The sequence below is a fragment of the Proteus penneri genome (genome assembly GCF_003144535.1).
Classification (GTDB): domain Bacteria; phylum Pseudomonadota; class Gammaproteobacteria; order Enterobacterales; family Enterobacteriaceae; genus Proteus; species Proteus penneri.
Map to the genome: position 1 here is coordinate 138547 of NZ_PHFJ01000001.1, position 21210 is coordinate 159756.

14 protein-coding genes, 4 tRNA genes and 1 pseudogene are annotated in these 21210 nt (G+C 36.6%); 7 read left to right on the plus strand and 12 right to left on the minus strand.

What is annotated here, in order from left to right:
• Nucleotides 1-63: 63 nt before the first annotated feature.
• Nucleotides 64-1518 carry a catalase gene (locus CUB63_RS00815; protein WP_109399905.1) on the minus strand — a complete coding sequence of 485 codons (1455 nt, stop codon included), beginning with the start codon at nt 1516-1518 and terminating at the stop codon, nt 64-66.
• Nucleotides 1519-1802: 284 nt separating this feature from the next.
• Here CUB63_RS00815 and CUB63_RS00820 point away from each other — a divergent pair, with 284 nt between their 5' ends.
• Complete coding sequence (locus tag CUB63_RS00820; RefSeq protein WP_006533280.1) at nt 1803-2345, plus strand: YfaZ family outer membrane protein; 543 nt, start codon at nt 1803-1805, stop codon at nt 2343-2345.
• Between the two features lie 90 nt (nt 2346-2435).
• On the opposite strand, the gene tyrP is transcribed toward CUB63_RS00820, so the two are convergent.
• The 6 genes from tyrP to ubiG all read right to left on the minus strand — a co-directional run bounded on the left by tyrP (nt 2436) and on the right by ubiG (nt 8978).
• Nucleotides 2436-3647 carry a tyrosine transporter TyrP gene (gene tyrP / locus CUB63_RS00825; protein ID WP_006533279.1) on the minus strand — a complete coding sequence of 404 codons (1212 nt, stop codon included), beginning with the start codon at nt 3645-3647 and terminating at the stop codon, nt 2436-2438.
• A 181-nt stretch (nt 3648-3828) separates the two neighbouring features.
• Nucleotides 3829-4062, minus strand: coding sequence for a YgdI/YgdR family lipoprotein (locus CUB63_RS00830; RefSeq protein WP_006533278.1), 234 nt, complete (start codon nt 4060-4062; stop codon nt 3829-3831).
• 90 nt (nt 4063-4152) lie between these two features.
• The gene (yfaE, locus tag CUB63_RS00835; RefSeq protein ID WP_072063161.1) at nt 4153-4431 is read right to left on the minus strand and encodes a class I ribonucleotide reductase maintenance protein YfaE; all 279 of its coding nucleotides are present in this window, start codon (nt 4429-4431) and stop codon (nt 4153-4155) included.
• 25 nt (nt 4432-4456) lie between these two features.
• Entirely contained in the window at nt 4457-5587 is a 1131-nt protein-coding gene (gene nrdB, locus CUB63_RS00840; RefSeq protein WP_006533276.1) for a class Ia ribonucleoside-diphosphate reductase subunit beta, read from the minus strand.
• Between the two features lie 11 nt (nt 5588-5598).
• Nucleotides 5599-7890, minus strand: a complete 2292-nt coding sequence (gene nrdA / locus CUB63_RS00845) for a class 1a ribonucleoside-diphosphate reductase subunit alpha (protein WP_109847256.1) — start codon at nt 7888-7890, stop codon at nt 5599-5601.
• A 350-nt stretch (nt 7891-8240) separates the two neighbouring features.
• Nucleotides 8241-8978: a bifunctional 2-polyprenyl-6-hydroxyphenol methylase/3-demethylubiquinol 3-O-methyltransferase UbiG gene (gene ubiG / locus CUB63_RS00855; RefSeq protein ID WP_072063157.1), complete on the minus strand. Its 738-nt coding sequence runs from the start codon at nt 8976-8978 to the stop codon at nt 8241-8243.
• Between the two features lie 172 nt (nt 8979-9150).
• On the opposite strand from ubiG, the gene gyrA reads away from it, so the two are divergent.
• Nucleotides 9151-11778: a DNA topoisomerase (ATP-hydrolyzing) subunit A gene (gene gyrA, locus CUB63_RS00860; protein ID WP_072063156.1), complete on the plus strand. Its 2628-nt coding sequence runs from the start codon at nt 9151-9153 to the stop codon at nt 11776-11778.
• 192 nt (nt 11779-11970) lie between these two features.
• On the plus strand, nt 11971-14805 hold the full coding sequence (gene rcsC, locus CUB63_RS00865) for a two-component system sensor histidine kinase RcsC (protein ID WP_109847258.1): 2835 nt from the start codon (nt 11971-11973) through the stop codon (nt 14803-14805).
• Nucleotides 14806-15197: 392 nt separating this feature from the next.
• Here rcsC and rcsB read toward each other — a convergent pair.
• The 3 genes and pseudogenes from rcsB to CUB63_RS17645 form a co-directional block, all read right to left on the minus strand.
• Nucleotides 15198-15853: pseudogene (gene rcsB / locus CUB63_RS00870) on the minus strand (response regulator transcription factor RcsB).
• A gap of 2 nt (nt 15854-15855) precedes the next feature.
• Nucleotides 15856-17697 carry a phosphotransferase RcsD gene (gene rcsD, locus CUB63_RS00875; protein WP_232240032.1) on the minus strand — a complete coding sequence of 614 codons (1842 nt, stop codon included), beginning with the start codon at nt 17695-17697 and terminating at the stop codon, nt 15856-15858.
• 5 nt (nt 17698-17702) lie between these two features.
• Nucleotides 17703-18563, minus strand: coding sequence for a hypothetical protein (locus tag CUB63_RS17645; protein WP_232240033.1), 861 nt, complete (start codon nt 18561-18563; stop codon nt 17703-17705).
• Between the two features lie 196 nt (nt 18564-18759).
• Between CUB63_RS17645 and CUB63_RS00880 the strand changes: the two genes are divergently transcribed.
• The 4 genes from CUB63_RS00880 to CUB63_RS00895 all read left to right on the plus strand — a co-directional run bounded on the left by CUB63_RS00880 (nt 18760) and on the right by CUB63_RS00895 (nt 19377).
• Nucleotides 18760-18847, plus strand: a tRNA-Ser gene (locus tag CUB63_RS00880).
• A gap of 6 nt (nt 18848-18853) precedes the next feature.
• Nucleotides 18854-18929, plus strand: a tRNA-Thr gene (locus CUB63_RS00885).
• Nucleotides 18930-19207: 278 nt separating this feature from the next.
• Nucleotides 19208-19295: transfer RNA gene (locus CUB63_RS00890), tRNA-Ser, on the plus strand.
• A gap of 6 nt (nt 19296-19301) precedes the next feature.
• Nucleotides 19302-19377: transfer RNA gene (locus CUB63_RS00895), tRNA-Thr, on the plus strand.
• Nucleotides 19378-19504: 127 nt separating this feature from the next.
• Here CUB63_RS00895 and CUB63_RS00900 read toward each other — a convergent pair.
• Together CUB63_RS00900 and CUB63_RS00905 are read right to left on the minus strand one after the other, a co-directional pair.
• A complete protein-coding gene (locus CUB63_RS00900; RefSeq protein ID WP_072063153.1) occupies nt 19505-20422 on the minus strand; it encodes a helix-turn-helix domain-containing protein in 918 nt (305 codons plus the stop codon).
• A 377-nt stretch (nt 20423-20799) separates the two neighbouring features.
• Complete coding sequence (locus tag CUB63_RS00905; RefSeq protein ID WP_036912664.1) at nt 20800-20979, minus strand: GhoT/OrtT family toxin; 180 nt, start codon at nt 20977-20979, stop codon at nt 20800-20802.
• Nucleotides 20980-21210 lie beyond the last annotated feature (231 nt).

Here is a 21210-nt window from a genome sequence, read left to right on the forward strand (position 1 = left end):
TGCCCCTAGCTTTTAACTAGGGGCATGAGTGCCGAGTTGCTCACAAGGCTTTTTATTATACCGTTATTTAGCGTCTTTTTTTGCTAACGCTTTTATTGCTTTTTCAACGCCTGCGCCATATTCAGGATGGACTTTCTTAAATAGGGCAATTTGACGTTTTTGTGTATCTTTACTTGCCTGCACTAATTCGCCTGCAATACGAGCAAACATGCGTTGATGCTCTTCATCACTCAGTAATTCATACAGCGCACGAGGTTGACTGAAGTAGTCTTCATCTTCGCGATGGTTCCAGTGATCTGCCGCACCTTCAATTGATAATGGTGGCTCTTTAAAGTTAGGCTGTTCTTGGAACATACCGCCGCTATTTGGCTCGTAAGTAATACCGCTACCACTATTACCATCAACACGCATTGCACCATCACGATGGTAATTATGGAACGGACATTTTGGTGCATTAACTGGGATCTGATGATGGTTAACACCTAAACGATAACGATGTGCGTCACCGTAAGAGAATAGACGACCTTGTAGCATCTTATCTGGGGAGAAACCAATACCCGGAACAATGTTAGCGGGGCTAAATGCCGCTTGCTCTACATCAGAGAAATAGTTTTCAGGGTTACGATTTAACTCGAAATAGCCTACATCGATTAATGGGTAATCAGCATGAGGCCAAACTTTAGTTAAATCAAAAGGATTATAAGGGACTTTTGACGCTTCTTTTTCTGGCATTACTTGGATTTGTAAATTCCAGCGAGGGAAATCACCACGTTCAATCGCATCAAATAAATCACGTTGTGAGCTTTCTCTATCTTTACCTACCAGTGCTTCAGCTTCATCATCCATCAGATTTTTAATGCCTTGCTGGCAACGGAAGTGAAATTTAACCCAGAAACGCTCATTATCTTTATTAATAAAGCTATAAGTATGGCTACCAAAACCGTGAATAAAACGATAGCTTTGTGGTAAACCGCGGTCGCTCATATCAATGGTTAATTGGTGTAATGATTCTGGTAAATGAGAAAAGAAATCCCATTTGTATGCCATATTGCGTAGGTTAGTTTTAGGATCACGTTTTACAATGTGGTTTAAGTCTGGAAATTTCAGCGCATCACGAAGGTAGAAAACAGGGGTGTTGTTACCCACCATATCCCAGTTACCTTCTTCAGTATAAAATTTTAACGCAAAACCACGAATATCACGTTCAGCGTCTGCGGCACCTCTTTCACCAGCCACTGTTGAGAAGCGGGCAAACATTTCTGTTTTTTTACCCACTTTAGAGAAAATTTTAGCACGAGTATATTTTGTAATATCGTGAGTGACTTTAAATGTACCAAAAGCACCAGAGCCTTTTGCGTGCATACGTCTTTCTGGGATAACTTCACGATCAAAGTGAGCTAGTTTTTCTAAAAACCAGACATCTTGAAGTAACATCGGACCACGAGGGCCTGCTGTCATCGAGTTATTATTGTCTACGACAGGTGCGCCTGACGCCGTTGTTAGCTTTTTCTTTTCCATCACATATCTCCAGTTTATGAAATATTAAACGTTCTAAAAAAACAGCACGTGTGAATAAAACGAAGCGAGCAGCCTTATACTTATTATGGTTAATATTGACTGTATTTCCACTTTAGCAATATTGAACTCATTAATAAAACCAATTAGACCAATAATATTGATAGACGTAACTTATTTACATAGATTGATAATTCTACAGATTATCTTTCAATTTTGACTCAAGTTGTTTAATAAATTTATTGTATAATTATATATTGGGACAATTATTTGCTGGAGTAATAACAATGAAAAAATATTTATTGGTCGGTGCGATAAGTGCGTTGTTTGTGGCTGGAAATGCCAATGCAGTATCAATGAATATTCAAGCAGGGAAACATTATACTGATGTTCGCGCTGGTTTAGGTGATCCTAATGCGGGCCTTTCTTTTAATGGAAACTGGGCGCGTAGTGATCATGATGGTCAATTAGGTAGCTTAGGTGCGAAGTTTGCTTTGCCTTTAGGGCCATTTTCAGCAAGTGTTGGTGGTAAAGCGCTCTATTTATCACCCAAAAATGGTGATGATGGTGCTGCTTTAGCGGGGGGCGTTGGACTTAACTGGAATGTTCTACCTTCTTTAAGCTTATATGGCGAAGCTTATGCATCTCCTGAAGGATTAACCTCCGGTAGCAAATCTTATTATGAAGCTGATGTGGGTGCACAATTAACGGTATTTAAACCACTGCATGTTAATGCTGGTTATCGTGTGATTGAAATCGAAAACTCACATAATAGAAGCAATAATAAATTAGCTGATGGTTTCTATGTGGGTGCAGGCTTAAGTTTCTAATCCAGACGCTAGATCTGAATCAAAAAAAGCAGGTGTCTAAATTAACACCTGCTTTTTATTGTCTATAAGACAGTTATATCAGAAAGGATGTTAGCCAACTTGAGGTAATACATCAAAAGTGATAGCAACTTGAATACCAATAACTACCAGTCCACAAATAAATACAATACCTAATGCACCGTTTCCACCTTTAACTTTGTATTTATCTACACTATTTTGTTCTTGTCTAACTTTCCATACTAATAAAGCCGGTAGAAGTAACGCTAAGATCGACAGTGCAATAGCGGCATAGGCTAATGCTTGAACAAAGTTAGGGAAATAGAGTGCACAGACTAAAGGTGGAACAAAGGTTAATAAGCTGGATTGCATACGTCCAGTTGCACGATTACTGCGTTTAAATAAATCCGCAAGATAATCAAATAGACCTAATGCAACACCAAGGAATGAGGTAGCCAAAGCTAATGCAGCAAATAGGTTAACAGCAATATTTACGCGAGGAGTAGCAACAACATCACGAATTGCTGTCAGTAAACCATTTAATCCAGATTGTTGCGCCATGATCCCCATAAAAGTATTTGTTGGGATGGCGCCTAATGTGGCCATTTGCCATAAAATATAAGCAATAAGTGGAATAGCACTACCAGTAATAAAGATAATACGTAGCTTTTTAATATCGCCATTCATGTAGCTGACGATACTTGGCACACTGCCGTGAAAACCAAATGAGGTAAAAATAACAGGAATAGCAGAAAGAACAAGCCCATACGCCACAGGCATTGAGGTTAAGTTTACTGACTCAACGTGAGGTAACATCACAATTAGCATAAATATGAGGAAGAAAACTTTTGCGGTAAACAATAGACGGTTAATTATATCAACCGATGTTGTACCAATTCCGACTACAGCTCCGCCAATCACTGTAAAGATTATAATACCTTGAGTGACAGAGAGTTTATGGCCAATCCAAGAGGATAGGGTAGATGAAAGCAATTCACCCGCACCACTAATATAAGCAGTGGTTAACGCATACATTAATAACAATAGTGCAAGCCCAGTGATGACTTGACCACCTATACCGAGATAGCGTTTTGCGATAGAACCAAGGCCAGTATGAGGGTCGTTGTATTGATAAACTTCCACCAGAAGTAATGCGGTATAACTCATCAATAACCATAAACCAACAAGCAATAGCATCATCGTGCTAAAGCCAATACCCACAGCAGCCAGTGGCATTGCCAGCATACCTGCCCCAATTGTTGTTCCTGCAACAATAAAAACACTGCCTATAGTGCGATTCTTCACAAGATCCTCTATTCACTAGACTATTTATTTACTTAAAAATGCAGAGTATAAGAATGGTAAATTTCTGTCAAATTTTAATTACGTTTAGTGTAATGATTTATTTACAAAAAAGATGTTGTGAATAAAAAAACGCCAATCATAAAAATGAATTGGCGCTTTAAGAGAAAAGTTTATAAGCGCATTAATCGTCAAGTTCTACCATTCGTCTTATTTGATCTCGATTAATTTGTTTGAGCTGCCCAGTTTCTGCATCTTTGTAGGTAATTAATCCCGTTGCTTCATCTTCTTGGGGTTTATCTGTCGTTAAAATTGTTTCCCCATTTACGGTTTCAATTTTTTGTGGACTGGAACAGCCAGCAACGAGCAAAATTGATGTAGAAATAGCCATGACTGAGAAAATAGACTTTAATTTCATAATGCTTTTCCTTTTTTTACTGTGTTAACTTAACCTTAGTCAAAGTTGAACAAGAATGTTAGAAAAAAGCTTAAATTAAGATAATTCAAATTATTCAGAGTAAATTTCTATTTCAATATCACTGATGGGATGGCAGCTACAAGGTAAGATTTCATCAGGCTGGATAAATGCTAAAGGCTCGTTGCTATAACAGACTTTGCCTTTCACTAAACGTAGACGACAAGAGCCACAATAGCCTTCACGACATTGGTATTCGACTTCAACTTTCCCATGTTCTAATGCATCAAGCAAAGAAGGATGGGTGTCAGTATGAAATTCTAAAGGTTTTGAAAGACCCTGCTGATGCAGGGTCACTTTATGAGATGCCATAACGTATCGGTGTTATTTCTCAGTATTACAGTTCAAAGTTACTTAAGTCATCAGTATCAACTTGTGAATCAATTTGACCCACAAGGTAAGAACTGACTTCAACTTCTTGAGGCGCAACTTGAACGTTGTCAGACACTAACCATGCATTGATCCATGGAATAGGGTTAGAGCGTGCTTTAAATGGTAATTTAAGACCCACTGCTTGCATGCGAATATTAGTAATATATTCAACATATTGACAAAGGATATCTTTATTTAAACCAATCATTGAGCCTTCAGAGAATAGGTATTCAGCCCACTCTTTTTCTTGCTCAGCAGCTTCAACGAACAGGTCATAACACTCTTGCTCACATTCCTCTGCAATCTCTGCCATTTCAGGATCATCTTGACCCGAACGCAGTAAATTCAGCATGTGCTGTGTACCTGTTAAGTGTAGCGCTTCGTCACGAGCAATGAGTCTAATGATTTTCGCGTTACCTTCCATCAGTTCACGCTCAGCAAAGGCAAATGAACAGGCAAAGCTAACGTAGAAACGAATTGCTTCGAGTGCGTTAACGCTCATTAAGCACAAATAAAGCTGTTTCTTTAATTTGCGTAACGTGACATGAACCGTTTTGCCTTTAACCTGATGTTCGCCTTCACCATACATGTGATAAAGGTTTGTCAGATTGATTAACTCATCATAATAAGAAGAAATATCACGCGCGCGTTTTAAAATTTCTTCATTTTCAACGATATCATCAAACACAACTGACGGATCGTTAACAATATTACGAATAATATGAGTATAAGAGCGTGAGTGAATGGTTTCAGAAAATGACCATGTTTCAACCCATGTCTCTAACTCAGGGATTGAGATTAAAGGTAAGAATGCCACGTTAGGGCTTCTTCCTTGAATGGAATCCAACAGAGTTTGATATTTTAAATTACTAATAAAAATATGTTTTTCATGATCAGGTAACGCATTGTAGTCAATACGATCACGAGAAACGTCCACTTCTTCTGGACGCCAGAAGAAAGAGAGCTGTTTTTCAATTAGCTTTTCAAAAATAGGGTATTTTTGCTGATCATAACGCGCTACGTTAACAGGTTGCCCAAAAAACATGGGCTCCTGAAGTTGATCATTTTTAACTTGTGAAAAAGTAGTATAAGACATAGCTTCCTCAATTAAATTTTACACGCGCCGCCTTCACAATCTGAATCTTCTGTCTCAACGACTTCTTCCAGATCACCCTGTACATCGTCTGCACCGTCACGGGTATTGTGATAATAAAGTGTTTTTACACCATATTTGTAAGCGAGCAGCAAATCTTTCAGCAGTTGGTTCATTGGAACTTTACCGCTAGGGAAACGAGTAGGATCGTAGTTAGTGTTCGCTGAAATCGCTTGGTCAACGAATTTTTGCATAATACCCACTAACTGCAAATAACCTTCAATACTTGGCATTTGCCACAGTAATTCATAAGCGCCTTTCAAACGCTCATACTCAGGAACCACTTGACGTAAAATACCGTCTTTAGAGGCTTTAATACTGATATAACCACGAGGTGGCTCGATACCATTGGTCGCATTCGAAATCTGTGAAGAGGTTTCTGATGGCATCAGTGCAGACAGAGTTGAGTTACGTAAACCGTGCTCTTTAATGTCTTTGCGTAAGCCTTCCCAGTCGTAATGCAGAGGTTCTTTTGTCAGAACATCTAATGATTTTTTATAGGTATCAATAGGTAAAATACCTTCAGCGTAAGTGGTTTCATTAAACCATGGGCATGCGCCTTGTTCTTTCGCTAATTCATTAGATGCTTTTAATAAATAGTATTGAATTGCTTCAAATGCACGATGGGTTAAGTTATTTGCACTACCATCAGAGTAGCGAACACCGTGTTTTGCTAAATAATAAGCAAAGTTAATAACACCAATACCTAAGGTACGACGACCCATTGCACCTTGTTTTGCCGCTAAGATTGGATAATCTTGGTAGTCTAATAGTGCATCCAGTGAACGAACGGCTAAACGAGCCAGTTCTTCTAAATCATCAAGATTTTCAATTGCGCCTAAGTTAAATGCAGATAATGTACACAGTGCAATTTCACCATTAGGATCTTTAATATCATTTAATGGCTTAGTGGGTAGTGCAATTTCTAAGCATAAGTTTGATTGGCGAATTGGTGCAACAGCCGGATCAAATGGGCTATGTGTATTACAGTGGTCAACATTCTGAATGTAAATACGGCCAGTTGAGGCACGTTCTTGCATCATTAATGAGAATAACTCAACCGCTTTAACTTGTTTTTGGCGGATGCTCTTATCTTTCTCATATTGCACATATAGACGTTCAAATTCATCTTGATCAGCAAAGAATGCATCATATAAACCTGGAACATCAGAAGGGCTGAATAAAGTAATATCCTGACCTTTGATTAAACGTTCATACATTAATTTATTTAACTGAACGCCGTAATCTAAATGACGAACACGGTTATCTTCAACACCACGATTATTTTTCAGTACCAGCAGACTTTCAACTTCTAAATGCCATAATGGATAGAATAAGGTTGCTGCACCACCACGAACACCACCTTGTGAGCAAGATTTTACCGCGGTCTGGAAGTGTTTATAAAACGGAATACAACCAGTGTGGAATGCTTCACCATTACGAATAGCACTACCTAATGCACGAATACGACCTGCATTAATACCAATACCCGCACGTTGAGAAACATATTTTACAATGGCACTTGATGTCGCATTGATAGAATCAAGGCTATCGTCGCACTCAATTAAAACACAAGAGCTAAATTGACGAGTTGGAGTTCTTACTCCAGCCATGATTGGTGTTGGCAATGAGATTTTAAAGGTTGAAATCGCATTATAGAAACGTTCGATATAGTCCATACGTGTTGCTTGTGGATAACGAGAGAACAAGCAAGCCGCGACTAAAACATATAAGAACTGTGCACTTTCGTAAATTTCACCTGTAATACGGTTTTGAACGAAGTATTTGCCTTCTAACTGTTTAACCGCCGCGTAGGAGAGATTCATATCACGTTGATGAACAATAAAGTTATCCATCTGTTCGAACTCTTCTTGTGTGTAATCTTCAAGAAGATGACGATCGTATTTGCCTAAATCGACTAATTTTTTAACGTGATCATACAGTTTAGGTGGCTCAAATTGGCCATACGCTTTTTTACGTAAATTAAATACGGCAAGACGGGCAGCGAGATACTGATAATCAGGTGTATCACCAGAGATTAAGTCTGCAGCAGCTTTTACCAGCGTTTCATGGATATCAGCAGTTTTGATACCATCATAAAACTGAATCTGAGAACGTAATTCAACTTGAGATACTGAGACATTTTCTAGACCTTCAGCGGCCCAGGCGATAACACGGTGAATTTTGTCTAAGTCAATGCGTTCTTTATGACCATCACGTTTTGTGACAAGCAGGCTATGATTCATGAGCGATGCACCTTATCTTGCATGAGTGTTACCTGAAATTTTATACCGCAAAAAAAACGCTCCCGATGACAAACTATGTCAAGGAGTCTTGTGGTGTGAAATTTAAGGAAACACAATATATAGGGGTTGGTTCAAATGGTGATAACAAGATAAAGGTAATTGAGAGATTGATCAAGTGTACAAATCGGATTGTTTCTGTGGATAAATAGGGGATAAATTTTTTAACAACTGCCCGTACCCTGCATAAATACAGGCAGTAAGAAACACAAATTCAACTGGCAACGATGTAAAGTCAATTTTAAAAAATGTGATCGTTTGATGTTTTATTAGACCAAATCAAACTTTCGGTTTCATGAATTCGAGTTATGTGTCGATTGTGTGTGCACCATATAATTCACATCGACATTTGGCGCTAATCTGAATTTGTCAGTGATCGGGTTATAATGTAAACCAATCATATTTTTGCAACGTAAATCGGTTTCATCGACCCAACTAAGTAATTCTGACGGGCGAATAAACTTATTAGCATCATGTGTGCCCTTAGGTACCATATTCAGAATATACTCTGCACCTACCACCAGCATTAGCCACGCTTTCTTATTACGATTGATGGTTGAAAAGAAAACATGCCCGCCAGGTTTTACCAGTTTTGCACAGGCTCTAACAACAGAAGATGGGTCTGGAACGTGCTCTAACATCTCCATACAGGTGACAACATCGTAAGTTTGTGGGTTTTCATTTGCATGGTTTTCAACGGTATCTTGAATATAAGTCACAGGAATACCTGACTCTAGTGAGTGCAAGCGTGCAACTTGTAATGGCTCTGTGCCCATATCAAGGCCAGTCACTTCGGCACCGACACACGCCATACTTTCAGATAAGATACCGCCACCACAGCCAACATCGAGGACTTTTTTTCCAAATAAGCCGTCAGCGCGTTCTTGGATATAGTTAAGTCTTAGTGGGTTGATGCGGTGTAATGGCTTAAATTCACCTTCAAGATCCCACCAGCGTGATGCAACGCTTTCAAACTTGTCGATTTCATGCTGATCCACGTTAGCATGTAAAGAGGTTGTTTTATCATTCATCAGAAAGTATTACTCCTATTTTCATATTGTCATGATTCTACCAACGTTAGACGGTGAAATCGAAGAGAATAGCGAAAGGATCATTAATTTAGTTGTTTCCTTTTTCCAAAAATTGGCGATTTGTGGTATAGTTCTAAACCTTTGAATCCGTAGTATGAGGGACAGTGGCTCCATGAGCGACATTGCCAGAGAAATCACACCAGTTAATATCGAAGAAGAGCTGAAAAGCTCATATTTGGATTATGCGATGTCTGTTATTGTAGGACGCGCATTACCCGATGTTCGAGACGGACTGAAGCCAGTACACCGCCGAGTTCTTTTCGCGATGAATGTACTAGGAAACGATTGGAATAAACCTTATAAAAAATCAGCCCGTGTTGTTGGGGATGTTATCGGTAAATATCACCCGCACGGTGACAGTGCTGTTTATGAAACGATTGTTCGTTTAGCACAGCCTTTTTCTATGCGTTACATGTTGGTTGACGGGCAGGGTAACTTCGGGTCAGTTGATGGTGACTCGGCGGCTGCAATGCGTTATACCGAAGTTCGTATGGCGAAAATCGCCCATGAACTGCTGGCGGATTTGGAAAAAGAAACGGTTGATTTTGTTCCTAACTATGATGGAACAGAACATATTCCGGCAGTAATGCCAACCCGTATTCCAAACTTGTTAGTCAATGGTTCTTCAGGGATTGCGGTAGGGATGGCAACAAACATTCCTCCACATAACCTAGGCGAAGTTATCGATGGTTGCCTTGCTTACGTTGATAACGAAGACATCACGATTGAAGAGTTGATGGAACATATTACGGGGCCTGATTTCCCGACTGCCGCTATTATTAATGGTCGCAGAGGAATTTTAGATGCATACCGTACTGGTCGCGGAAAAATTTATATCCGCGCTCAGGCTGATATCGAAACTGATGAGAAAACAGGTCGCGAAACTATTATCGTGACAGAAATTCCTTATCAGGTGAATAAAGCTCGCTTAATTGAAAAAATTGCAGAGCTTGTTAAAGATAAACGTATTGAAGGTATTAGCGGATTACGTGACGAGTCTGATAAAGATGGTATGCGTATTGTCGTTGAAATCAAACGTGATGCTGTGGGTGAAGTGGTATTAAATCACTTATTCTCACAAACACAAATGCAGGTTTCTTTTGGTATTAATATGGTTGCGCTTCACCAAGGTCAACCTAAATTATTAAATTTAAAAGAAATTATCTCTGCCTTTATTCGTCACCGTCGTGAAGTTGTTACTCGTCGTACTATTTATGAATTACGTAAAGCGCGTGATCGTGCTCATATCTTAGAAGCACTGGCCGTTGCCTTGGCGAACATTGATCCTGTTATTGAAATGATCCGTCAAGCACCAAATCCAGCAGAAGCAAAAGCGGCATTAATTGCACAGCCTTGGGATTTAGGTAGTGTTTCTACTATGTTAGAGCGTGCTGGTGACAGCAACGTTGCTCGTCCTGAATGGTTAGAACCACAATATGGTGTGCATGACGGTAAGTACTATCTAACAGAGCAACAAGCTCAAGCTATTTTGGATCTGCGTTTGCAGAAACTAACCGGCCTTGAACATGAAAAACTGTTAGATGAATATCGTGACTTATTGCTTCAAATTGCTGAATTACTGCATATCTTAAGAAGCCCTGAGCGTTTGATGGAAGTCATTCGAGAAGAGCTAAATGCGATTAAAGATCAATATAATGATCCACGTCGTACTGAGATCACTGAAAATACGGCTGATATTAATATTGAAGACTTGATCAATGAAGAAAATGTTGTTGTAACACTTTCTCATCAAGGTTACGTTAAATATCAACCGCTTACTGATTATGAAGCACAGCGTCGTGGCGGTAAGGGTAAATCAGCAGCAAGAATTAAAGAAGAAGACTTTATCGATCGTCTATTAGTGGCTAACACCCATGATACGATTTTATGTTTCTCAAGTCGCGGTCGTCTCTACTGGATGAAAGTTTACCAGTTACCAGAAGCAAGTCGCGGTGCTCGTGGTCGCCCAATTATTAATTTGTTACCTCTTGAGCAAAATGAACGTATTACTGCTATTTTGCCTGTAAGAGAGTATGAAGAAGGCAAGTTTGTCTTTATGGCGACGGCAAGCGGAACCGTGAAGAAAACACCTTTGCAAGATTTCAGCCGTCCTCGTAGTGCCGGTATCATTGCTGTTAATTTAAATGAAGGTGATGAGTTAATCGGTGTTGATTTAACCGATAGCACTAATGAAGTTATGCTGTTCTCTGCTGATGGTAAAGTGGTTCGCTTTGCAGAAGACTGTGTTCGCCCAATGGGTCGTACTGCGACAGGTGTTCGTGGTATGAAACTGAGTGATGACGACAAAGTAGTTTCTCTAATCATTCCTCGTGGTGACGGTGATATTTTAACTGTCACTGAAAATGGTTATGGTAAACGAACAGCACAAAGCGAGTACCCAACGAAGAATCGTGCTACACAAGGCGTTATCTCTATTAAAGTGAGTGAGCGTAACGGTAAAGTTGTTGGTGCGATTCAAGTTGAAGAAACTGACCAAATCATGATGATCACCAATGCGGGTACATTAGTTCGTACACGTGTTTCTGAAGTCAGCATTGTTGGACGTAATACACAAGGTGTTACCTTAATTCGTACAACAGAAGGTGAATTAGTTGTTGGTTTGCAACGTGTCGAAGATGAAGATGATGCATTAGATGACGATGAAGTTAATGAAGTTATTGACGAAGAGTTATCAGAAGCACCTGATTCAGATTTAGCTGATGATGCGAACGAAGAATAATATTTATCATTATTGTGATGTATAAATCAAAGAAAGCAGGCATAATTGCCTGCTTTTTTTATGTGGTAGGATCAGTTTATCATCAGAAAAAATTATCCTGATGATAAAGATCATATCATTCAGACATACAGTAACTTCTGCTAGAATAGAATAAGTTTCTTGAGCGGTAGGAATATTGATTAGGGTGGTTGTTTGAGATATCTCTCGTCCTTTAAAACATCGTTAAAAATTTCCCGCTACCTTTTTCGCATATTAGGTATCATGTTGTGGGCAATGGGTGCATTGCTAACGATGTTTTACCTTATCAATATTTTCAATGATACTAAATCTGATATTCGGCAAGAGTATAGTAATAACTACACTAATCTTCTTAGTTTCTTTAGGCAAACCTCCAGCACTATCCGTGATTTACAATACCTTGCTGAACGCCACCAAGAACAAATTAACTTAAACCCGAATATGAAAAATTCATTATTTTATGAAGGGCCATTTTCACTTCATAAGCTTAATGAAACCGCAGATTGTGAATTATTTAAAGGGCAAACAAATAACTATTTCCGCTCATTTAATAGTATCTTATATTATTGGAAAGATAATACTCCAGCCTTACAAGGGATAAACCAAGTCTTTATGGTTGGTTCCCATAGCATGTGTATGATTAACTTTCCTTTGCGCGCATCCCCTGTCGATACTGAAATGTTGAAAAAATTGGTTTACGAAAATACACGTAACTACATTAATCAACGTGCACAAGGTAAAGAAGTTAACCAATATTGGATTGTGCCAGATGCAAAAGGGGATAGTGGCATTTTATATGTTATGTCTCCAGTTTATGCTTCAGGTAAATTTATTGGTCTGATTGGTATTGAAAGAGCTATTCGTCTTGAATATTTCTCACCTACCAAAGATAGAGTGATTTCAATTCATCTTCTTAATAACAGAAATACTACAGTTTTAAGCTATCCTGCAGAAAATACTTATCATTTAGTTAAACAAGTTCCTGATGTCAGCGCACCTTATTTTGGCTTTGATGAAGACTTTAGCGATTTGGTTGCTAAGCGTAAATTATTGCCCTCGTCTTTTAGTGTGGTGTATTCATTACCACTCAAGCAAATTTTAAATGAATTTAAATTCACGATTTTCAATGCGCTGATCTTAAATATTATTTCAGCCATTATGATTTTTATCTTTGTATGGATCTTTGAGAGAAAAATATTCTCCCCAGCAGAAAATAATGCTTCTCGCCTAGAAGAGCACGAGCAATTTAACCATAAGATTGTGGCATCAGCACCAGTTGGGATCAGTATTCTCAGAATACGTGATGGCATGATTATTTTAAGTAACGAGCTAGCACATAACTATTTCCGTTTACTTAGCCATAGTGATAAACAAAATATTCTCTCTATTATTGCCGAGAAAAGTAGCAACATGGTTGATGTCGTTACCAACAATCGTAATCATCTGCAAATAAGCTTTGTTAACTCACGTTATCAAAATGAAGATGTGGCTATTTGTGTTTTAGTGGATATCAGCTCACGGGTTAAAATGGAGCGTTCACTACAAAATATGGCAACAGCAGCGGAGCAAGCTAACCAAGCTAAATCGATGTTCTTGGCAACAGTTAGCCATGAATTACGAACGCCACTTTATGGCATTATTGGTAATTTAGAGCTATTGCAATCTCATACACAAAGCGATGATACCGCTCGATTGCTAAAAACGATGGATAACTCCTCATCATTATTACTAAAAATTATTAGTGATATCCTCGATTTTTCGAAAATTGAATCTAAACAGTTAAAAATTGATATTAAGCCATTTAATTGTCGCCAAGTGTTATCTTTTGTTATCTCAAGCTATTTACCTTTGATTGCGAAAAAAGGCTTGGCTATTTACTGTTTTATCGAACCTGATGTACCTAAAATTGTAAATAGTGATCCTGTGCGTGTACAACAAGTTATCTCTAATCTGTTGAATAACAGTATTAAATTTACTACGACCGGGTGTATTACCTTACATCTTTATAAAGATGATTATTATCTCTATTTTGATATTCATGATACAGGACGAGGGATCAGTGACAAAGCATTGCATGAGCTTTTTGAACCATTCTTCCAAGTGTCCCAGAATACAGAAAGCGCATCAGAGGGAACAGGGTTAGGTTTAGCCATTTGTGAAAAGTTGATCAACTTGATGGATGGCGATATTAGCGTTGTTTCTCAAGAAAATATTGGTAGTCGCTTTACGATCCGTATACCTCTTTATGGTGCCTTAGATGGCATAGATCCTAATTATAAACAGAATATTTATAAAGAAAGTCATGTTCGTTGCTTTATTGATATTAAAAATCTTTATTTAGAAGGATTTATTGGTAGATACCTTCGTTACTTTGGTTTGAGTTGTGAATTGTTTACCGAAGAAGAGGTGATATCTTCAACCGATTTTATTATTACAGATTACGATGCACCAAGAAAAGATAACTGCCAGTTGATTAGGATCAATGAGCATTACTTTGAACCATTGAAAAAAATAGCTGAAAACGTATGGGTATGCAGTACTTATAAGCTAAACGATTTAACAAAAATAATACTGCAATTGCCACAAAGTAAAGTTGAAGCAAATTGTGTGGAGATCGTGAAGCAAGATACGGATTGTCGCTTACAAACCTTAACTATCCTTATTGTCGACGATCATCCAATAAACCGTTTATTGTTGACCGATCAATTGAAAAAAATTGGCTTTAATACAGCAACGGCAGAAGATGGCTGTGATGCATTAACATATTTAGCTAAAAATCATGTTGATATCGTTCTGACGGATGTCAATATGCCAAATATGAATGGTTATCAGTTGGCAACACATATAAGAGAAATGGGTAGTAATATGCCTGTGATAGGGGTGACGGCGAATGCAATAGCAGAAGAAAAGCAACGCTGTATTGATGCAGGAATGAATGATTGTGTATCTAAACCTGTTTCGCTCTCTATTTTAAGAGAAGTATTGGTGAAATATATTTCTAAAGAATAATTCTAAATAGAGAATGATAAAATAAGTAAACAGACAAAGACTAATTTATTAGTCTTTGTCTGTTTTTAAACCTCATAAGGTAAAAATAACGTAATCACAAAGCATTTTGATAGATAAAATGAAACAAAGAGCAGAAATAATACTAGTTGATTAAAAGGAGAGTGAGAGCGTTTCTGCAACAGTCTATAAGCTTAAACCTAGTAACGGTATGAAAAATATAAGTTATGCTATGCAGCTTATAAGGTGCTTCAACGGAAAGTATTTGCAAGGAAAGAGAAATAAGTGCAAAGAGAATGAGTGATAAAGAGTAAAAAAACAAAAAAACAGAGAAGCTCCCGCAAAGGGTTGAGCTTCCTGATTTTATCGACTCGGTTAAGGCAATTACGGTGAAATTAATCTGGGCCGTTAATTTCCTTATCAATAGTCACTGATGACAAGTAATTAAGCAATGCGATATCGTTATCGACACCTAATTTCATCATAGCTGATTTTTTCTGACTACTAATCGTTTTAATACTGCGATTGAGTTTTTTGGCGATTTCGGTCACAAGGAAGCCTTCAGCAAATAATCTTAGTACTTCACTTTCTTTGGGTGATAAACGTTTATCGCCATAACCATTAGCATTTACTTTTTCAAGTAGCTTTGCAACGCTTTCAGGCATAAATTTCTTGCCTTTTTGTAGTGCAGCCAATGCTTTGGCAGGTCAGTTGGCGCTCCTTGCTTAAGCACAATACCTTCAATTTCAAGATCAAGGACTGCGCTCAAAATAGCAGGGTTGTTATTCATTGTTAGTACAATAATCGACAAATTGGGATAATGTCTTTTAATGTACTTAATGAGTGTAATACCATCACCATACTTATCGCCAGGCATAGATAAGTCAGTAATTAAAGCATCAACATTTAACTTAGGTAAGTTATTGATAAGTGAAGTTGAATCTTCAAACTCACCTACAACATTGACCCATTCAATTTGTTCTAAAGATTTACGAATACCGAATAAAACGATTGGGTGATCATCGGCAATAATAATATTAAGGTTATTCATGTTTAATTGTTACCTTGCTGCAGCAACTGTTGAATCCATTTATCCAGTTGAGTGATACGTTCTTTGATCTCTAATTCATTATGATTTTTTATGTCATGCTCTAAATATTCACAGCTTTCTCTGAGATATTCTAAATCTAACATGGCAAAAACACCTTTTAGACGATGAGTTGTCTGGGCTAGAGAATGAAAGTCTTTATTTGTTGCTTCTAAGTGTAGTTTTTCAACATCAATAGGAACAGTACTGATAAATAGTTCCTTATAATCACTACCATTCAACTTCTTCCTGTAATTATTAAGAATTACTTCGTATTTATCAAGGTTATTATTTTCATCCCAAATACTCTCTTTAGTTGTATCTAGGGAAATTGACTCATTTTCTTCAATTAAATAAGTAATAGCCTCAATTAAAGGGTCACCGAAGTTATAGTTACACTTTATTAAATCTTTTGATATTTTTTCGAAACCAACAACAGAGCTTATTAATAATATTGTTGGAGATTCAGGATTATCATTCGGTGTATCCCTAAGTATGATATCGTATTCAGGATAAAGATTCTCTCTATTTTTATCAAAGTATGTAGCACCATATTTATCAAGCTGTTGGCGAATGATTTTTTCTATTTCAGGGTTTTTTATGGCGAGTTTTGCGTTTATTCCCTCTAATAATACGTTAAAAGTCCGTTCTTCTGTATCTATATGCTGGTATGGGAGTGCAATTCGGAAATGAGAACCAATACTTTCTTGGCTCTTAATAGTTAATTCTCCCTGTATCTTATTACACAGTAAATGGCATAAATAAAAAATGATGCCTGAATTAGAATAATATTTGTCTCCCATTGCTTGGCCTAAGAATGGGTATTTTATATTAGCAATGTCTTGAGGTGTAAGCCCACTTCCACTGTCAATAATATCAATCACTATCTTTTCTTCATCTTCATCTTTAACTAAATTTAGATTAACGGTTATCTTTCCATAATTAGTCGTACTAATGGCATAATTAATCAATGATAAAATAATCTTACTTAATGCGGGACCATCGTTAATTAAAAGTAACCCAGGCTTTATATTATTGTGGAAATAAAGTGTTAAGCCTTTTCTTATCATAAAAGGTGATGCTGTTGTCAGAATAGATTCAACTAATGTTGATAGTTCAAATTCATCCTTATGTATTTTCCATTCTTGATTTTCTAACTTATTAATTAATGTAATGTTTTCTATCCATTCAGAAATGTAATTTGTTTTCTCTAATAATAAACTAAGCAATTGTTGATGAGTATCTTCGGGTAATAAATCTTTGAATTGATAAACCATCTCATTTATATCTTTGATGGGGCGCATTAATTCTAATGACATATTAGATAAAATCTTGCGTCGAGCGATGGTATTTTTCTCATATTCTTGCTGTGCAAGTTGTAATTTTTTATTGATCAGAGCTTCGTTATCTTTATTCAGAAATATGAATAATGATGTATTGTCAATATTGTTATTATTACTTGTTCTTATTTCATAAATTTCGTTGTTGATAGCGGTTTGGATTAAACCATTGTGCTCAACTGCCATTTGGCGGATCTTAGATAAATCGATATGAGGTAATAGTTTTTCTGCATGACTGTTACTAATAATCTTATGATTAGAGGAAAAATTATAGACTAATAATCCTATCGGGAGATTTGAAATGATGTCGTGAGTCATCTCTTCTTTGATCCGTAGATTACGTGTCATAGAGATATAAGGGTAAACGTACTTATTACGGATATAGATATGGCCAAAAACGGAAATAGAAACAAATACCATTAAGCTGATTAATAACCAAATATTTTTGTAGACAATTTCTTTGATCATCGACTTCATTGGGTATTCATAAGAGAGTGAATAGGGATCCCAATAATTGGTTGAGAAAAAATCAGTGATGAGCCGTCGGTTGATATTTCAATGTCATTTTTGTCATAGACAGATTGCTGACCTGTTGGCAGTAATCTTAAGTAGTGTGGCGATAACTCTGAAGGTAAGAAATTATTGATAGGCAAATCAAACGCTACTACGCTGGTTAACTGACCCGGCACATTAAACATAATACGATAAGTATAGTAATAAATGTTTTCTGTAGACATTTTCCTAATAGGTGAAAGACTCTCTTTTTCATCTAATGCTGTTGATTGCATCAATAACTCAGACCGTTTATTTTCAGCCGTTAATGTTAAATAGCTTTCTTTGTAACGGATCTCTGGCTTAAGCACAGAATGGGTCGTAATTAAGATAAGATCATTTCCTTTACCATTTAAATAATAAAGTGAACTGTAATCATTACGTACACCCCAAAGAATTTCGAGTGAATTTGCGAATCGTTGTGCCAACTGAAAGGTTTGCTCATTGGGTTTACCAAATATAATAGAATCTACGGTTTGGTCTCGACCTTCAAGCCAAAATACATCAGAACGTAATTTTATTGGATTAAGTCGCAATACAGGGAATATTGAGGTATCAGCTATTTTATTTGATAACTGGAAAAGCTGATTAGAGTGATAGCGATAATCTTCAACCTGCCGCGCGAATTTTTGAGTCGTATTGTTTATCGCGTTTTTTTTGCTATCTAGCCAAGTGTTAAAATAGCTGTAAGCGTATAAAAAAAGCGATATGACCATAAAAAGAAGAAACAGGGCATATAGACGAGTTAGTGTATTTGGCTTGAGTTGGTTCAATGTACGCATTCAGTTTGCGAGCCCTTAAGAGACAATGTAATTTAAAAATAGAATAAACAGTCATCATTATTCGGCCATTATATTAACAGGTTATCACTTTAAAAGGGATATTCGGATGAACTTTGAGCAAACAAACTAAAAAATTCAATTTTTTTACAATCGGAGCTAGACAGCGGGGTCAGAGATAGGCATAATTTCGCGCTATGGAAGGATGGCCGAGTGGCTGAAGGCAGCGGTCTTGAAAACCGCCGATGGGAAACCATCCTAGAGTTCGAATCTCTATCCTTCCGCCAGAATTAGCCGGCTTAGCTCAGTTGGTAGAGCAACTGACTTGTAATCAGTAGGTCACCAGTTCGACTCCGGTAGCCGGCACCATATAAGACCCGTTATCTCGCAAGAGATAGCGGGTTTTTCTTATCCATAATTCTCTTTTTTCTATTCCCTCATATTTTATTTCTTTTGGGTTACTCTATTTATCTCTCGATATCACTATAATTTTTGATCTCTAGTTATCAAAAATTAACCAATATATTAGAGAGTTAGCATTTTTTAAGCATAAAACGTTTGAAGATTGAGCAAACAGATAAAAAAGTCATTTTTTTTACAATCAGGACTAGACAGCGGGGTCAGAGATAGGCATAATTCCGCGCTATGGAAGGATGGCCGAGTGGCTGAAGGCAGCGGTCTTGAAAACCGCCGATGGGAAACCATCCTAGAGTTCGAATCTCTATCCTTCCGCCAGAATTAGCCGGCTTAGCTCAGTTGGTAGAGCAACTGACTTGTAATCAGTAGGTCACCAGTTCGACTCCGGTAGCCGGCACCATATAAGAACCCATTATCTCGTAAGAGATAGCGGGTTTTTTCTTTATTAGTTACGTTAAATAATGTTAAATCATTTACTAATTTGTATTATTTCCCTGTATCTCGTTGTTTCATTATGTAAGATAAAATTATTCTTTTATCTTACCTTTTTCATTATTATCCACTTCAATCGGAATATAATAATTAACATCTTTTAATAACGATGCAGGATTAGTAGCGAGAATTGAAGCTGGATAATCATCTTTAAATATATACTCTTCAATATCGGGAGCACCATTCTTTCTTGGGATATTAAGTTTTCTAAGTAAAATACCATAGGTGTTATAGATAATATCTTTATAATCTAATTTTAATAATGCTTCTGGAATACTGAATTTTAAATACTTTGTATTTTTTATATGTGCATGATTTTTAAATTGAGGATGATAAACGTCAGGTTTATTTTCCATCATAGTTGCATATTTTATTGTCAATTCATTATTTTTATTAGATAAAATATTATGTAAAGCATATACCCGCTCATGCTTGGAGTGCGTATGTTGAAAGAATACTTTCCAGTAATCTTCTCGCGCTTTTTCTGTATTAAAATTCCAACCAATCATATTAGCTTTATAGGTATGCTCTATACCGATTAATGGAAGAGAGTCTATTGTGACGATTTCGATATCTAAATTAAAACCACTAAATTTTCTTAACGGTAATGTAAAGCCATAAGCTTGCCAATTCTCTTTTCTACGATAATTATAGGGCGTCATATCAAATAGCTTTTTAAACGCTCTTGAGAATGTCTGCTGAGAATCAAAACGATATTTTAATGCAATATCCAGCAGTGGTGTTTTTTGTAAGCGTAATTCAACAGCAGCACAAGAAAGTCGTCTTGCTCGAATATAAGAGGCTAATGTCAATCCTGTTTGCTCTTTAAACATGCGTTGAAGATGCCATTTGGAATATCCTGATTTTTGTGAAACATTCTCAAGTTTTAGATCTTTCTCTAAATTTTCTTCAATCCAATAGATAATATCTGTAATGACATTTTCACTAAACATATTCTAGCTCTAATTAAAAAATTATTATTGGTAATAGTAAACAATACGCGTATCTAACCAATTTACATAAGATACTGTAATGAAATTAAATTTGATTGTAAATTTATAAAAATATTTACTCTAACATTGGGTTTTAAAATGATGCCTATCTCGATAAACTGAGTATTAATTATAACATTCTGATATTACCTGATAGGATTATAATTACTTGAATAAAATAACGAGCAATTAGATATTCTTTTTTAGATAAAATCTAAGCTAAAAGTGTTATTTATACAAAAAAATTAATGTATTTATATAAGAATAAAACGTAAATAGCTATTATTCTAAATTAATAGAATATAACTACTGTTATTAAATTTAAATTAAATAAAAAACTAACTAAAAATAGAAAAGATAAGTGCCATAGGAAAACTAAGCGGCCAAGTTAAGGCGATTAGTAATGCACTTAAAAGGCGCATAGCTAGACTCGGATCTTTGGTTAAAAAGAAAGTAATAATAAACGATATTACAGCTCCAATAAGGTAGCTTATTCCAATAATAGAGATAGCAGACATAACAGATCATTCAGTAAATAGACTGCAATAATTGTACTCTAAAATTGTTAAAGAAACAGAGGAATAGGGCAAACTTTTCAATAAATGTCATTACTAATGTACAAATTTTAAACATTCATCTCATTTTTGATCTTCGATCTCTTTTGGGAGTAATCACACAAGATAATAACAAGATTAAAGCTGAGGAATCAAAAAAATGAAATATATCGCATTGATTTTATTTGTTATTTA